Origin of the sequence: Hominisplanchenecus faecis (assembly GCF_020687205.1) — a bacterium.
GTDB lineage: Bacteria > Bacillota > Clostridia > Lachnospirales > Lachnospiraceae > Hominisplanchenecus > Hominisplanchenecus faecis.
In genome coordinates, this window is sequence record NZ_JAJEQE010000066.1 from 1 (window position 1) to 16,046 (window position 16,046).

At 41.7% G+C, this 16,046-nt stretch carries 10 protein-coding genes and 1 pseudogene; 1 reads left to right on the forward strand and 10 read right to left on the reverse strand.

Going from position 1 to position 16,046, the window contains the following annotated elements; translation table 11 throughout:
- Positions 1 to 311 precede the first annotated feature (311 nt).
- From LKD42_RS13715 to LKD42_RS13760, 10 genes and pseudogenes are all read right to left on the reverse strand, one after another.
- On the reverse strand, positions 312 to 506 hold the full coding sequence (locus tag LKD42_RS13715) for a pro-sigmaK processing inhibitor BofA family protein (RefSeq protein ID WP_022119168.1): 195 nt from the start codon (positions 504 to 506) through the stop codon (positions 312 to 314).
- 355 nt (positions 507 to 861) lie between these two features.
- Positions 862 to 2,715 (reverse strand): 1,4-alpha-glucan branching protein GlgB, encoded by a 1,854-nt coding sequence (gene glgB / locus LKD42_RS13720; protein ID WP_248836035.1) that lies wholly within the window; start codon positions 2,713 to 2,715, stop codon positions 862 to 864.
- 252 nt (positions 2,716 to 2,967) lie between these two features.
- Positions 2,968 to 4,317: an alpha-amylase family glycosyl hydrolase gene (locus LKD42_RS13725; protein ID WP_248836029.1), complete on the reverse strand. Its 1,350-nt coding sequence runs from the start codon at positions 4,315 to 4,317 to the stop codon at positions 2,968 to 2,970.
- A 17-nt stretch (positions 4,318 to 4,334) separates the two neighbouring features.
- The gene (locus LKD42_RS13730; RefSeq protein ID WP_022119171.1) at positions 4,335 to 4,910 is read right to left on the reverse strand and encodes a TetR/AcrR family transcriptional regulator; all 576 of its coding nucleotides are present in this window, start codon (positions 4,908 to 4,910) and stop codon (positions 4,335 to 4,337) included.
- Between the two features lie 12 nt (positions 4,911 to 4,922).
- Positions 4,923 to 6,248, reverse strand: a complete 1,326-nt coding sequence (gene larC, locus LKD42_RS13735; RefSeq protein ID WP_248836030.1) for a nickel pincer cofactor biosynthesis protein LarC — start codon at positions 6,246 to 6,248, stop codon at positions 4,923 to 4,925.
- Entirely contained in the window at positions 6,241 to 6,987 is a 747-nt protein-coding gene (larB, locus tag LKD42_RS13740) for a nickel pincer cofactor biosynthesis protein LarB (RefSeq protein WP_248836031.1), read from the reverse strand. The genes larC and larB overlap by 8 nt, the downstream gene beginning before the upstream one ends.
- 32 nt (positions 6,988 to 7,019) lie before the next feature.
- Positions 7,020 to 7,574, reverse strand: a complete 555-nt coding sequence (locus tag LKD42_RS15465) for a DUF3877 family protein (protein ID WP_173898670.1) — start codon at positions 7,572 to 7,574, stop codon at positions 7,020 to 7,022.
- Between the two features lie 57 nt (positions 7,575 to 7,631).
- A pseudogene (locus LKD42_RS15470) lies at positions 7,632 to 7,982 on the reverse strand (PPC domain-containing DNA-binding protein); the annotation flags it as partial.
- A 266-nt stretch (positions 7,983 to 8,248) separates the two neighbouring features.
- Positions 8,249 to 13,348 carry a leucine-rich repeat protein gene (locus tag LKD42_RS13755; protein ID WP_248836032.1) on the reverse strand — a complete coding sequence of 1,700 codons (5,100 nt, stop codon included), beginning with the start codon at positions 13,346 to 13,348 and terminating at the stop codon, positions 8,249 to 8,251.
- A 92-nt stretch (positions 13,349 to 13,440) separates the two neighbouring features.
- Positions 13,441 to 15,000, reverse strand: coding sequence for an AAA family ATPase (locus tag LKD42_RS13760; protein ID WP_248836033.1), 1,560 nt, complete (start codon positions 14,998 to 15,000; stop codon positions 13,441 to 13,443).
- A 502-nt stretch (positions 15,001 to 15,502) separates the two neighbouring features.
- Here LKD42_RS13760 and LKD42_RS13765 point away from each other — a divergent pair.
- Positions 15,503 to 15,955: a DUF2798 domain-containing protein gene (locus tag LKD42_RS13765; RefSeq protein ID WP_248836034.1), complete on the forward strand. Its 453-nt coding sequence runs from the start codon at positions 15,503 to 15,505 to the stop codon at positions 15,953 to 15,955.
- Positions 15,956 to 16,046: the final 91 nt, after the last annotated feature.

A 16,046-nucleotide genomic window follows, 5' to 3' on the forward strand; every position in this document is an offset into this window, starting at 1 on the left:
CGGGGCGGGTCCCAAGGTCTTTCATCCACCTATGAGCAAGCTCATGTGGATTTAGACCTTTTGACCCTGGCATCATTAAATGATGTTGAAATATTTGACCGAACCGGTCTGATTAAATGATTTTAGAAATTCACATCTATGATACATTAAATGTGAACTGGCTCCCGCCTCGACAGACGGCAAGCAACAAGTTTGTATCAATGGTGGGATTCGATCTCCCAACCGATGAATGTATTATATATCTTTTGTATTTGGATGTCTATAGTAAGTAACTATATTTTTTAACTTTGTGAGATTTTTACAAAACCTTTTTACAAAAACTGACACCCCTCAATTCCATACAATAAAAGCACCCCCGGAACGCCCAGAACTCCGGTTGTTGTCACACTGATCACATTGCAGCCAACCTTAAGATCCACTCCTGCATTGTCAAAAACCTGATTTAAGAAAAAAACACATGCCATCCCAATAATTATCCGTACCAGAAAACGAGAAATATACTTCATAAAAGCACCCTGTCCTTTTTCTAAATTGTATGAACTCTACTGACAATTCAGTACAGATTGCAGCAAGAAAGTCCTGAATATAAAAAGTATTATAACTGTTCAGTACCTTCACAGTTACGAGCCAAAATGCATTGAAAATCACCTTCAGTGATGGCATTTTGGCTTGCATGTCTCGGGATTTTGGCATATTCATGCCAAAACACCTCGCGGGACAGTGACCACTGAATAGTTACAAAGTATTATACTTTATAATCCAAGAATATCTCCGGTATTCTTATGATATGAAAAGATGCCAGACAAATTGCTTTGTACTTTTTACTTCCACAATTCTCTGGCACCTTCTTATTTTTTCAGATCAGAATTTAAAGATTGCAATTCCGTATGCCGGCAGGTCGTATGCAAAAGAGTATTCTCTTCCGTCACATTCACTCTTCACTGCCTTGTATACAACCGGACGCTCCGTTGTATTTCCGCCAAATTCTGCTGCATCTCCATCCAGCACGAGGCGATACTGTTTTCTTTTTGGTACACCGACGCGATAATCCGGTCTTGCTACCGGTGTAAAATTGATCACAAAGAGCAGATTGCTCTTACCGTCTTTGGAATGACGCACAAAGCTGAAAATGCTTCGGTCGGCATCATCTGCATTGATCCATTCAAATCCGCATGGATCCTGATCTGCATCATAAAGTGCCGGTGTCTTTTTATAGAGATGAAGCAGTGCTTTGACGTAATTCTGCATCTGCTGATGTTTGTCTTCTGCAAGCAGATACCAGTCAAGTTCTCTTGCTTCGCTCCACTCCTGAAGCTGTGCAAACTCCTGTCCCATAAACAACAGTTTTTTGCCCGGATGACCAAGCATGTATGCATAGCCGGCACGTAAGTTTGCAAACTTATCATCGTAGAGTCCCGGCATCTTATTGATCATCGAACATTTCAGATGAACCACTTCGTCATGTGAGAGTACCAGTATGTATTTTTCTGCATAAGCATACGTCATGGAGAACGTCATTTTATTATGGTTCCATTTGCGGAAATACGGATCTAATTTCATATATTCCAGGAAATCGTTCATCCATCCCATGTTCCATTTATGGGAGAATCCAAGTCCGTCCTCTTCCGGTTTTCCGGTAACTTTCGGCCATGCTGTGGATTCCTCTGCGATCATCATTGCTCCATGATTTCTGCCCAGCACAACGCTGTTCAGATGTTTGAAAAACTCGATCGCTTCCAGATTTTTATTTCCGCCGTAAATATTCGGGGTCCACTGACCGTTTTCTCTTCCATAATCCAGATAAAGAATGGATGCCACCGCATCGACACGCAGTCCGTCGATATGGAAATGCTCAACCCAGTAAAGTGCATTGGCGATCAGGAAATTCTTGACTTCACTCTTGCCAAAATCAAAGACTTTTGTTCCCCATTCCGGATGCTCGCCCTTTTTTGGATCCGCATACTCGTAAACACATCCACCGTCAAATTCTTCCAGTCCGTGTGCATCTCGCGGAAAATGTGCCGGTACCCAGTCAAGGATAACACCGATTTTCTGTTTATGCAGATAATTTACCATATAAGCAAAATCTTCCGGCGTACCATATCTGGAAGTCGGTGCATAATATCCGGTTACCTGATAACCCCAGGAGCCATCAAACGGATGCTCCGCAATCCCCATCAGCTCTACATGCGTATAACCCATTTCCTTCACATATTCTGCAAGTGATTTTGCAAACTCTCTGTAATTATAGAATCCATCCTCGTCCTCTCCATGCGGATGTTTCTTCCAGGAACCCGGATGTACTTCATAAATAGAAACCGGAAGGCTGTCATTATCTCTCTGCTTTCTTGCTTCCATCCACGCCGCATCACTCCATCTGAGTTTCGTGATATCTGTGATCCTGGATGCGGTTCCCGGACGCTGCTCTGCATAATTTGCAAACGGATCGGCTTTGTAAAGTCCTCTGCCATCTTTTGTTTTGATGAAGAATTTATAGAGCATACCCACTTTTGCTCCGACTACAAAACCTTCATAGATACCGGACGGCTCAAGGCGTGTCATCGGATTTGCCTCTTCTCTCCAGCCGTTAAATTCACCGATCACGCTGACAGTAGCTGCATTCGGTGCCCAGACTGCAAAATAAACACCTTTTTTGCCATTCATCACTGCTTCATGTGCACCCATTTTTTTATAAATATCATAATGCGTTCCCATACTGAACAGATACTGATCCAGTTCTCCGATACGGAAATCTTCCTTTGCTGCAGCCTTTGTTCTCGTTGTTCTTTTCGCTGCTGTTTTTGCTGTTGTTTTTGTTGCTGTTCTCTTTGTTGTATTCGCTGCCGTTTTCCCGGCTGCCTTTCTTACCTTTCTTTCTGCCATAACTACCTCCGACTTTTTCTATACATTTCAACCATAAATTGATATCAGAATCACAAATGTCATACTAATCCTTTTGAACTGGCATCATTTTTTTCTGAATACTTTACTTTCACATGCATCCAGATGAACCTGGAGTCTGCCATCCACCACCGGCACTGCTTCTTTTGTGAACGCATTTTCATAAGTTCCGTCCACTGGAACCGGGATGCTCATATCCGCCGGACTCTCATCGTTATTCGCTGCCACAACGATGGCATCCTGATCTTTGATTCTTGCATAAGCATACTGTCTGTTTGTCAGTACCAGCTCTCTGTATTTTCCATCTGCCAGAACCGGATTTTCTTTTCTCATCTTTCCAAGTGCCGCAATATGTGCTGTCAGCTCCGGATGCGGATTCTCTTTCTGCATTTTTTCAAGGTCAAGCTGCGGACGCATGGCATCATCTGAGGCACCCTGCTTTCTTCCTTCAATGCCCCACTCGGAGCCATAATAAATAGATGGAATGCCCGGCAGCGTGTAGAGCAGTGTATAAACCTCGCGGATATGATCTTTGTTGTTTAACTTGCTCATCAGACGGTCCACATCGTGGTTATCTACAAAAGAATACAAAGTACGTCCTCTGTAAATACCGCCGTTGTCATCAAACTGACGGCGGATCGTATGGGCGATCTCAAAATAATTATGATCATTGTGTCCCGAATACAGACCCTTGTGAAGCTCATAATTCGTTGTGGAATGAAGCATTTCGTCATTTACCCATCTCGCATAATCGCCGTGGATCACTTCACCCATCAGCCAGAAATCCTCTTTCCACTGACCGGTGCGGTAACGCATTTCTTTCATAAAATCAAACGTCAGACAGTCAGCACAGTCCAGACGGATACCGTCAATGTCAAACTCCGTGATCCAGAAATGAATCACATCAAACAGATAATCACGGACTGCCTGCTCGTAAAGATTTAAATTGACCAGCTCAAAACAGTTTCTCCATGCTTCATAACCAAATCCATCGTTATACGGAGAATTCCAGCCAAAATTCACTCCTTTATACCAGCTGCAGTACGGAGAATGTTCTCTGTTTTTCTGGATATCCTGAAATGCAAAAAACTCTCTTCCGGTATGATTGAAAACACCGTCCACAACCACGTGGATCCCATTTTCATGTGCCAGTCTGACAAATTCTTTGAAATCTTCATTATCCCCAAGTCTTCTGTCTACTTTTTTGTAATCTTTTGTATCATAACCATGTGTAGAAGATTCAAACAGCGGTCCGATATAGATCGCTGTAACTCCGATCTCCTTTAAATGGTCGATCCACGGAAACAGCTCCCGCAAGCGATGCACGGTCTCCGGTTCTTTGTTTTCCTTTGGTGCCCCTGTCATACCCAGCGGATACATATGATAAAAAACTGCTTCGTTATACCACTTTCCCATTTGCAAATACCTCCATCTTAACTGTAAATACCATACATAAACTGCTTTACAAGTGCCCGCTTTTTCTCCTCTGAAATCTGCTGCGGTCTGCCTTCCCGGTCGCATGCCAGCAGAATATAGTGATTGATCAGACCGATAAATCCAATCGCAAACTGCTCTTGCCTTCCGTTCATATTTCCAAGCTCATGCTCCGCCGCATCAAAGAAATGTACGATCTGCGAATAGAACTTTTTCACAAGCGGCTTTACCGCCCGGTACGCTTCATTCTCCTTCGCAGAATAAAACATCGCCATCAGAAGTGCATAGACTTTATAATTTCTCATCGCATAATCTAAAAATGCAGAAGCAATATTGTAAAGCGTCGCTCCGACATCCCCTTCGTAAAAAGATGCCCGCTCCAGTTCTTCATTCAGAACAGTAAAATGTTTCGTCAGCAAAGTCTCCAAAAGACCATATTTGCTGCCAAAATAGTAGTACAACGTAGGTTTTGTAATCCCCGCTTTCTGAGCAATCTCCTGTACGCCAACGGCATCGTAACCCTTGGCATAAAACAGCTCCAGTGCACACTGCAAAATACGTTCTCTATTGTCCATAAATCCTGTCCTTTACTCCTGTTTACGGTTGCTTTCTTCATTATACCGTTCGGTATATAAAGTGTCAAGGAATATCCCGCTAACTTCATAATAAGACAGTCCGGTTTCCCGGCAGATTCTTGCGACTTCTTCGTACTCCGGATAAATCCTTTTCCCATCCGGCAGATCGCATACTTTTACTTTCATTTTGCCAAACGGCGTGTCGATCTCTGCCGCTTCTCTTTTTAAGATACTTCGTTCCATGTACATTCTGCGGATGCCGATTGTTGTCGTTCCCTGAAAAATAAGTTTCTCCAGCTTTTCCGCATCTTCTTTTTTGCAGATTACATTTACCTGATATGCCGGGCGATTTTTTTTCATATAAACCGGCGTATAATGAACATCCTTCGCCCCCGCCTGCATCAGACGCTCCATCAGAAATCCGAGTGCCTCGCCGCTGCAGTCATCAATATTTGTCTCCAGTTTACAGATCTCATCTTTTTCCATCCAGCTCTTTTCATTCTCGCTTTCCAGAATCATTGCACGCAGAATACCGGCACAGGCATATTCTCGTTTTCCTGCACCAAGACCTGTTTTTTCGATGAAAAATGACTCCGGAAGTTTATCAGAAGTACGGATCGCCGCCACAATCGCTGCACCAGTCGGCGTAACCAGCTCACCTTCTATCTGCGTAAGTTTCAGTTTCAGATGATTGGCCTGTACGATATTTGTCACCGCCGGAACCGGGATCGGCAGAATGCCGTGCTGACAGCGGACCGTACCTCTTCCTTCGCAAAGTTCTGTCACAATTACCTGATCGATATCCAGATTATCCAGGCAGACCGCCACCGAGAGAATATCTACGATTGAATCTACAGCACCGACTTCATGAAAAGACACCTGATTTCTTGGCACGCCATGTGCTTTTGCTTCTGCATCCGCCAGAACCGAAAAAATATCCGTCGCTGTTTTTTTCGCACGTTCCGTCAGGCTGCTGCTCTCAATAATCTGCAGAATATCCACAAAACTTCTGTGCTCATGTATATACTCTGCATCATGGTTATGCAAATCATGCCCATGCATATGCTCCGTAGCATGATTATGTGCATGAGTATGACCATGCAGATATTCCATATCATGATCATGATTTTCATGTTCCTTATCAAGAACCACATCAAAGTCGCACGCATCCAGACCGGATTTTTTTACCCTGGAAATGCGGATATCAAATCCCTGTACCGGAAGGCTTGCAAGAGCTTTTTTCAGAACCTGCTGATCTGCTCCAAGATCCAGAAGTGCTGCCACCGTCATATCTCCGCTGATACCGCTTTCACACTCCAGATATAACGTTTTACCCATTCGCCTTCACCCCCAGTCTGTTGATCTGCGTTGCCATATAACCGGCTCCGTAACCATTATCAATATTTACCACCGCAATTCCGTTTGCACAGGAATTGATCATCGTCAGAAGTGCAGAAAGACCTCCAAAATTTGCACCATAACCGACAGAAGTCGGCACAGCGATCACCGGCTTGTCCACCAGACCTCCAAGCACACTCGCCAGTGCACCTTCCATACCCGCAACGGCAACAACACAGTTTGCACTCTGAATTGCCTCCAGATTTCCGAGCAGTCTGTGGATGCCGCTCACGCCCACGTCATAAACCCTCGTCACTTTCGTTCCAAAATATTCTGCCGTCTGTGCAGCCTCTTCCGCTACGGCAATATCTGCCGTTCCCGCAGTGCAGACTGCGATATTTCCGATATGCTCTTTATCCTTTTTTTCAATTTTTATGATATGGGAAATCGAATCATATTCTACCTGCGGATATTTTTCACGCAATATTTCGTACTGATGCTGTGTTGCCCGCGTTCCGAAAACCTGTCCATCTGCCTTGTATAAATGCTCAAAAATATGAAGCAGATGTTCATCTGCTTTTCCGGCACAGTAGATCACTTCCGCAAAACCGGATCGCACCTTGCGATGCATATCCAGTTTCGCATACCCCATCTCTTCAAACGGCTCCCTTCGCAGAAATTTCTCCGCTTCTTCCACAGACATTGTTCCGTTTTTTACTTTTTCCAGAATTTCCTGCATTATTCTTACCTCTCTGCCTGTCTTTCAAAATTTCAGAATCCAAAATCTTCATAATCCTCTTTCAGGAATCGATGATAAATAATATGGCATCCTTCATCTTTAAAACAATAATAATATGGATCGTCCGGTTTATCTTCAAAACGGATCAGAATATCAAATTCTCCATTGTCCATATTTTCTGTAATAATATTATCAGAATACTTATGAAACAAATTCAGAATATCATCCATCTTGCATCCATGTTTCTGAAGCAACTCGATCAGGCTTTTAATAAATTCATTTTCCTTCATATTATTATGGACGTACTCGCTGCCTTCCTCCGGAATGTGGAAGCAAAATCGCTCCGCTTTGTGTGTCGCAGCAACCTCTCCCAGCTTCTCTGTGATCACCACCGGAAGGTGGTTCAGACGCTCCTGCATCTGATCTGCATCATCACTCGTACCAAAAAAATGATTCAAAGAGCTGAGCGGATAATACAGGCGAATTTTTTCTTTTCGAAATCCCAGTTTCGCATGGTCTTCCTTGATCACATCAATCAGATTCTTTAACAGTTTTTTGTATCCTTCATTTCCCGGAAACTGATACAGATTCAATCCAACACCGTCCTTATCATAAAAACGTTCCACTTTTCCATTGACTGTGCGGATTGTGATTTCAGCCGTCGCCGAAATCCGACACTCATTGAGATGACCGCCTTTGACATTCATCTTCTCATCGCAGAGATTAATGTGAATATGAAGATAAGTTTTACCATCCATCGTGGAAACATTTCCCGTCAGAGCCGTGATCTCCATCGGTCCGTTCAGTTCCGTTTTATGGTAAACCTGTTCCCCGACATTATACAGACCGATCACCGCATGGTCTGCCGCACCGATACCCTCGATCGTTGCCAGTGTGATCTTTTCCCTGTCGCAAATCTTTGTCAGAGACTCTACGATCTCCTCGCTGCGATCCAGACGAACAACATATACATCATCAAATTTCATGTATTCCATATCTATATATCAGCCTTTCCTTTTTTTGTCCCCATAATACCACGAAAGAAGCAGGGATTGCAAATTTTTATAATCCATTTCATCCACTTACATAAAAATGATGTGGATGTCAAAAGTCCCCAACTATGATGCCTACGGATTGTTCCGTGCGTTGCACTCCCACAATCCTGGCATCATAAAAATACAGAAGATTATGAAATTTCGTTTTCATAATCTCCTGCATCTTCTCTTTATACTTCTATTCGAATTTGATTATAATGTGCAGCCTACCGGATCTTAATCGTTACAGATTTCTTCTTTCCGCTTCCATCCGTTGCCATTGCGGTGATCTTCACTTTCTTTCCTTTTGCATTTTTCTTTGCCTTTACTTTTCCGTTTTTCACCGTAGCAAATTTTTGATTGCTGCTTTTCCAAAAAAGTCTGGTATTGGCCTTCTTTGTGGCTTTTACTTTCGCTTTCAGCTTAATGCTCTTTCCTGCTTTGACGGTTTTCTTTCCGGAAATCGTAACTTTTTTCACAACACCTTTCATACCGGTGATTGTATAAACTGCCTTTTTGCCGCTTCCATCTGCTGCCTTCGCAGTGATCGTTACTTTCTTTCCGCCGCTGCCTTTTTTCATTGTGACAATACCATTTGCATTTACGGTGGCAGTTTTCGGATTGCTGGAAGTCCATACCAGTGTTTTGTTTGTCGCATTTGCCGGCGAAATGTTTGCCTTCAATGCGATTTTCTTTCCTGCTGCAATCTTATTTGAAATTCCGCTGATCTTAATGCTGCCAATTAGTATACTCTTTGAAGAATCTGTACCCGGTCTTGGATTTGGACTCGGATCTGGTTCTGGATCTTGGCTGCCCGGATTTACAATATAAAATGTACTACTCAATAATCCTTCATAATCACCAATTCCATGAACACCGGCCCAGGCTTCGCCAATTTCTACATTATCATCCAGAAAAACTTCGTAATCCACACCTTCTTTCAGGATTTTTCCATCTGCATCTTCTACCGAAACTCTCGGAATCACCGCATTTCCAGTATAACGAAGATCGCCGAATACATACATTCTTCCATCTTCGATATTTTTCTTTGTGTTCTTCTTTTTGTAGATAAATGTCCAGGAATCTTCGTCACCTGCCATTACCGTCATCTGTGCTTTTTCCGGTGTATAACCGCTCACATCCGGTGCATCCAGCGTCTGGGAACTTCCAAACAAAGCACGGACTGTTGATGCTTCTGTCAGATCATCTCCCGCTTCATCTTTGTAATATACTGTATAGTCTTTTTCTTCCGGTGTGATTCCTGCTTCATAGGTTGTTTCTGCAGAGTCATACTGTACTGCAACCGTCGCATTTTCGGCTGTTTTTTCTTTAAAATAAGCATAATAGCCAGATGTAACTTCTTCACTTGTACCATCATCCCAGGTAACATTCAGCGTAAGTCCGGTCGTATCGATTTCTTTCTCTGAAGAGCCATACTGCTGTTTATCCGCCGGTGCTGCCACTTCCACAGAAACTGCCCTGCGGATACGTTCCTCTGCCATGATGCCATTTGTCTCTGCATACTGCCATGCCGTACCGTTTTCACTGCACCATAATGTCAGATTTGCATTATCTCCAAATGCGGAATCTCCAATCTCTGTAACACTGTCCGGCACCTCTACACCTGTCAGAGAATCACAGCCTGCAAATGCATCTGAACCGATCGTTTCCAGCCCATTTCCTGATACAACCATATCAAGTGAACTGCAGTTTTCAAATGCCTGACTGCCGATTTCCGTCACCGTATCCGGCAGGAATACAGCGTGGATTTTATCCTCATTCCGGAATGCCTGCGGATCGATACCCACAACGGTACGTCCATTGATCGTCTCTGGAATGCAGAGCAGATCCTGTGTATCACTCAGTGCCCTTGTCATACGTCTGGAAGCATCTTTTGTCTTTTTGCCATTTAAGCTCACGATCCATACGTGATTGTTTTCATCGGTGCGATACTCGAAATTCGCCGCTTCTGTTCGGTTCATATTTCTTCTGCAGGTTGCGATAAAATTGTCATACCGCATTTTCTGTGAATACAGACTGATACATTGATCCAGCCATTTTTTCTTATATTTTACAGCTGCATTTTCCCCTGATTTTTCCGCAAGCTCACTGCATTTATTTGCCATCTGAAGCAGCGAAGCTTCATAGGCTTCATATGCAAACTGATATTCTTTTCGAAGTTTTTTACCTGCTGTTTTTCCGGTCTTCTGATAATTTTGTGCAATCTCAGCGTATTTATTGTTCAGTCCGACACTCAGTGAATTGCAAAGCGACATACTATAAGCAATCTTCACCAGCTCATCATAGTCTGCAAGCTTTATTTGTTTGCTGATACGTGAATAGAACAGTTTTCCGACTGTAAGTGCACCGCCGACATCAATGCCGGAAAGCGGATCAAACAGCTTTGCCATGTCTGTAACTCCCTTTTTCACAAGGGCTTCCGCAATTTCTTCAAAGTACTTATCTACAATAAATTCCTGAATCGCTACTTCCGATGATGCCCAGTATTTCTGCAGTTTTCCCTTTAATTTCTTCAGTCCCTTATAGGCTGTAGAATCCGGTGCTGCACTGTTCAAAAGCTGATTGACCGTTTCCATTTCCAGATTCGCCATAATGCAGATCGTTGTGCCAACCTGGACTGCCGAAGTTGCAATTCCAACCTTTTTAAAGATGCCGTCAATCTTTGACCAGTTTCCTTTTACCTGTTCAAAAATAGTTTTTGCCTGTTCGGTGGTAAGTGCATCTCCCTTTTCCAGTTTAGCAAGTTCCCACTGTACGCTGGTATCCATTGGCTTCTTTGCCGCTGTAACAAGCTTATAAAATTTAGAAACATTCTTTACTTTACCGCAAACGTTATCCACTACATTTTTTAATGTATCATCCTGTTCATCAATCTGACGGATCAGTTCAATCGCCACTTCCTCTTCTAACTTATCCTCTTCCCATCGTTTTCCGGTAATTGCTTCCAGAATCTGTTTCGTCGGACGCACGATCACATCACCGGACAATGTCTTAATAACAGAAAACAGCTCATCATTATCCGTACGTGCCGCCAGAACATCCGCAGCCGCATCATACAGCGTTCTGTGCATCGTTTTGTATGCCTGGTTATCTCTCAGATAGTGGTGATATTTTCCAAACAGATCATCCAGACTATACGGATTTTGTGCTATGTCCTCAGCAAAACCCGTGAAATCATACAGATAGCAGCCACCGTCCTGTTTCATCATTGCAAAACTAGCTTCTACATACGTCCATTCAAAATCATAATTTCCCGACAGCAGTTCTTTCCCTGTCTGGTCGATAATTTTACAATCATCATACCACTCTCCCACTTTTGCAATTCCATTATGCATATTTCCGGCAAGATTAAACTGCTCCGCAATCTGCAGGTTTCCGTCTTTATCACAGTAACCCCAATCGCCGGATTCTCCTGTTCGAACCCGAATCAACCCATCCGAACCATAACCTGAACCATCCACATATTTTTTCAGCAAAACTCCCTTACGACTGTAAACCAGATACTGGTCATAGTTCACAGAATCACTGATCCAGAAAGCAAAATTTCCATTTTTTGTAACCGATACATTACTTCTTCTGTAAAACTCATTCATCTGTGCGATCTTTTGAAAAGAACCATTATAGAATACACCGTTTATCAAAAATACAATATCCGAACCAACAATACTTTCTTTAATGTCATCCCAGCCCAGGCTTTCATCCGGATCCATTTTCGGTTTATCCCATCCGGAAAATGTTTTGTCCAGCATATTAAACAGTGCCGTCTTACCATCCTTTTCCAGAAGAACCACATGGCTGCTGTCATCCCTCGGAATACTTGCAGAACAGTCCAGATTCTTTTCATTCAAAACTACTTTGTTCTCCGCTGTATCATAAATAAGCACATTGATCTCATTTGTTCCATATGGATTATATTGGAGATAAATCAAACCATCCCGCACTTCTTTTATCTCAACCTCGGTATTGTTGTCAAATGAATAAATCTTTTTCCCTTTTGCATCAATCAGACTGCATAATACCGTTGACTCCCTCATCGTTGAACTGTAGTCCGGGTTACCGTCCGCACACTCAAGCTTAATCGCATATCCATCTTCATATCTGCTGTATGAAACATACATATTGTCTGTTTTTCCGGATTGATCTATGTAGTCTTTAAAGTGCTTCTTCCCATCTGCATCATAGGCTACCAGATAGCTTCCATGTTCCGCAATAGCAGAACCGTAAAATTCTTCCATAAAAATCTCACAATCCTGATCATCACAGAAATCGCTGTTGTAAAGCTGTTCTCTTGTGATCAGATTTCCACTTTTTGTCAGATACAGGATATCCATGTTCGTTTCCAGATTATCCGGTACGATACGAAAACATCCATCACCCAGAGCTTTCATATCACCGCCGGAACTGATCTGGTCTGCAAATTTCTCGCCTGTTTTCAGATCCAGTATCATATAGCCACCGTCTTTATCTTTTACCTTTTTTCTGTAGCCACTCAGATCCCATGTTGATTCATATCTGCACACACCATCCCAAAGTCCTTTGGAATCTATAAAACCATATAATTCCCCATCCGAAGTTTCCTGCGTAACCATATAAAGCAGATCATCTAATTCTTCCATTCCATCAGAAAAATGTTGATTATATGCAGCCCTGTCAACTTCATCGTACACTGCCTCATACAGAATGCTTCCATCATTCTTCAGCATTCCTGTTTTTCCGTCTTTTACAATTCGATAAACACCTGCCGAATATCCTTTTCCATCACCATAATACGTTGGTTTCTCATCCAGATCATACTCAAAATATTCCCCCGTTGTCGCATTGTAAACATCATACTTCGGAGTCTGCGTCTGTGGCTTCTTAATATAATATAAAAGATCTCCCTCATCCGAAAAGCTCCATATCGCATCCACAGAACTATGCGAAGTCGTTTTCTCCCAATCGTCATAAACATGTTCCTTTTCATCCCAGTCTGCATCCGTGCCCGAAACTACAAAAGTCTGGACTATTCCACTCTTTCCAATCAGATAAACATTGTCATCGTACTGTGTCTTCTTTGCACGCACAACAACCAGTCCCGGATAATCTGCAACAACCTTTGCATTTTCCGTATCTGTGATCTGAACATGCCAGCCCTTTACACTTTCATCTTTAATGTCCTCATTTGCCTCCGTAATTGTAAACGGAAGAGCTTCTTTCGTCTGCTGCCTTTCCGTCTTCACAGGCTGCGTCTCCGCCGCAAAAACAACCGGCGAACTCGTAAGCAGCATTGCTGCACTCAGCAACGTACATAAAATTCTTTTTTTCATGTGAACCTCCTTTTTTACTTTTCATTTCCTGTGAAATCAAAACAATTTCACAAGTTTCCCTTTTTCCTATCATCACACTCAGTATAACAAAATTACCATTCTTCGATACTGCAAGTATGATGCTTTTCACTATCATAACTAATCCCGACTAAGAGAATCTTACTTTCATATCCCGATAACGCACCCTGGTATCGTTTCTCTTTTATCTGCCTGATCACAGTATCTGCTGATTGATTATATTTTAATTCCACAATCATTGCTGGGCGATTCCCGGCATTTGCCCTTGGCAGAAAAACAAAATCAGCAAATCCTTTTCCGGCCGGCATTTCTCGAATAATAGTATAATATGCCGGTGCAGTAAAATACGCCATTGTAAGCACACAGCTTAAAGAGTTCTCATCGTTGTACTTTAATATAGAAGTATACGTATCATGTGCAAGCTCGATAAGTTCAGCTACTTTCTCAGTGTTACCACTAATCGTTGCCATAAGTAATGTATCACATTTGGAAATCGACGCAGCAACATCTTTCCATTCTCCTGTTTTTAACGCGGATTGAAACGCCTTAGCCACTTCATAATTTGGAATATAGGCACTTAACATATCCGCATCATATCCAAGATATCCAAGATGAATGAGAGCAGTTAACGCATCATCCTTTGAATGAATTTCTGCCAGATCATTTTGGAAACATTCCGTATCCACCATGACTTTTCCACCGGATAGCATTGTAAGGACATCCTCTTTCAATCCTGAATAATTCATCATAATAAAGTTATTAATCGTGCCAAAAGCAGAGGTATTTCGCCAATAGGAATCAAAATCATGATATTTCATCGCCTGTGATACGGAATTTGGATTATACATGTGCATTCCATCGATTAGATATCCATTGTACCATTCTTTTGTAGTTTCAAAATCCATATCATATCTTTTACATAAAGCCTTAACTTCTTCTTCGGTAAAGCCATAGTATTTCGTAATCAGTCTGGATTTTAACATAGTATATTCTTCAAAGTTGTTTAAAGCCGATTCATCCTTTATTTTCTTAATTGGCATGATACCTGTGATATATCCAAGTGCTAAAAAGGATTTTGATTCTTCTGACTTAAACAAAGAATGGAGAAACTGTAAATATTGATGGATCAAATCCTGATCTGTACTGTTTCGTACCACACAATCCCATTCATCAATGATAATCACAAAAGGAATCCCTGTTTTTTTGTATATTTTCATGAGTACATAACTGATACGATCCCGTTCATTAAATTCCTCCGGGTAATCCATTTTCAATTCTTTAAAAATATCTTCTATTATCTTTTCTACAATATCCTTTTTATGAAAATCCCAAAAGGACGAAATATCCAAATGGATCACATTGTACTTATTTCTGTATTTTTCATAATCTGGATCTGATGCAATCTTTGTACCTTTAAACAATTTTGCAGAATCGCTGCCAAGACTATAATAAGCATCAATCATCCCCGCAGCATGTGACTTTCCAAACCGTCTGGCATGGCTGACAGCAATACAATTTTTAGGTGTTCCAATGGCTCTGTTCAAGTATTTTAGTAATTCTGTTTTATCCACATATATTTCATAATTTCTATCTTTGGTAAAACTCCCATTTCCCGGATTAAAAAAAATACCCATCGTACCCCTCCTTTTACCTTACCTTTCCCTTTAAAACTAAAATCCTTTCACAGGTTTCATTTTCCTATTACTACATTTAGTATAATGAGAATTTACAGACCGCACAAGCTTTCTTTTTCGCACATTTTGCAAAAAACAAAATCGATCATCTGATTTAACAGTTGCTTGCCTTTGTTTTATTGTGAAAAACATTTTATCAGATTTACATTCTGCTTTTTATTCAGAATGATCCTCTATAAATTTTTCTAAACTCGGAATTGCTTCGATATCCTTTAATACCTTCTCTACTTCTGATTTTTCCTGTTCCAGATCACTTATTTCTCATTTTTCAATAAAAAGAGACCTTTTAATCTAAGATGTGATTATATTTTTCACTTGCATAATTGGTATTTTTCTGATAGAATAGCAAATCGAAATAAAAACGGTTATTTATATTGGAAACGCACATCCTCCGGATGATAACGAACAACACATAGCTCATTATCAAAAGGAGGATATTTTTATGCCAAAAACTAAATTTGAAGACGCAATTTACACAATTATCATGGCTACCATTATGGTCTACGGAATGATCGTATACAATGTAGCCCTGAATACCGGTGGTGTATCCGGTCAGACCTTTCTGCTGGCTATCCATGAAATGATCATTATGGTTCCGGTTGCCTTCGTTCTGGAATTTTTTATTGTCGGAAAAATTGCTCAGAAACTCGCATTCACCGTAATGAAACCTACCGATCGTCCACAGTTCATCACCTATGCCATTTCTATCTGCATCTGCTGCATTATGTGTCCGATCATGAGCCTGGTTGCCACTATTCTCTTTAAAGACCAGCACACATTCGGCACCTGGATCCAGACCTGGGCCATGAACTTCCCGATGGCAATCTGCTGGCAGATGTTCTACTGCGGACCGCTGGTGAGATTGATCTTCAGAACGATTTTTCGCAAGAAATAAAAATTTACCGTTGGTTTCCTGGCAGGTGTAAAGAACTGAAATGCCGCACATTTTAAAATAGTGTTTGCAAAAGAATAGTATTGCATGTGCA

What these genes read in the sequence shown, in the direction of transcription:
- LKD42_RS13715 (WP_022119168.1), bottom strand. Translation starts at nt 506, where the DNA reads ATGAAGTATATTTCTCGTTTTCTGGTACGGATAATTATTGGGATGGCA.
- glgB (WP_248836035.1), bottom strand. Translation starts at nt 2,715, where the DNA reads ATGGGAACGCATTATGATATTTATAAAAAAATGGGTGCACATGAAGCA.
- LKD42_RS13725 (WP_248836029.1), bottom strand. Translation starts at nt 4,317, where the DNA reads ATGGGAAAGTGGTATAACGAAGCAGTTTTTTATCATATGTATCCGCTG.
- LKD42_RS13730 (WP_022119171.1), bottom strand. Translation starts at nt 4,910, where the DNA reads ATGGACAATAGAGAACGTATTTTGCAGTGTGCACTGGAGCTGTTTTAT.
- larC (WP_248836030.1), bottom strand. Translation starts at nt 6,248, where the DNA reads ATGGGTAAAACGTTATATCTGGAGTGTGAAAGCGGTATCAGCGGAGAT.
- larB (WP_248836031.1), bottom strand. Translation starts at nt 6,987, where the DNA reads ATGCAGGAAATTCTGGAAAAAGTAAAAAACGGAACAATGTCTGTGGAA.
- LKD42_RS13755 (WP_248836032.1), bottom strand. Translation starts at nt 13,348, where the DNA reads ATGAAAAAAAGAATTTTATGTACGTTGCTGAGTGCAGCAATGCTGCTT.
- LKD42_RS13760 (WP_248836033.1), bottom strand. Translation starts at nt 15,000, where the DNA reads ATGGGTATTTTTTTTAATCCGGGAAATGGGAGTTTTACCAAAGATAGA.
- LKD42_RS13765 (WP_248836034.1), top strand. Translation starts at nt 15,503, where the DNA reads ATGCCAAAAACTAAATTTGAAGACGCAATTTACACAATTATCATGGCT.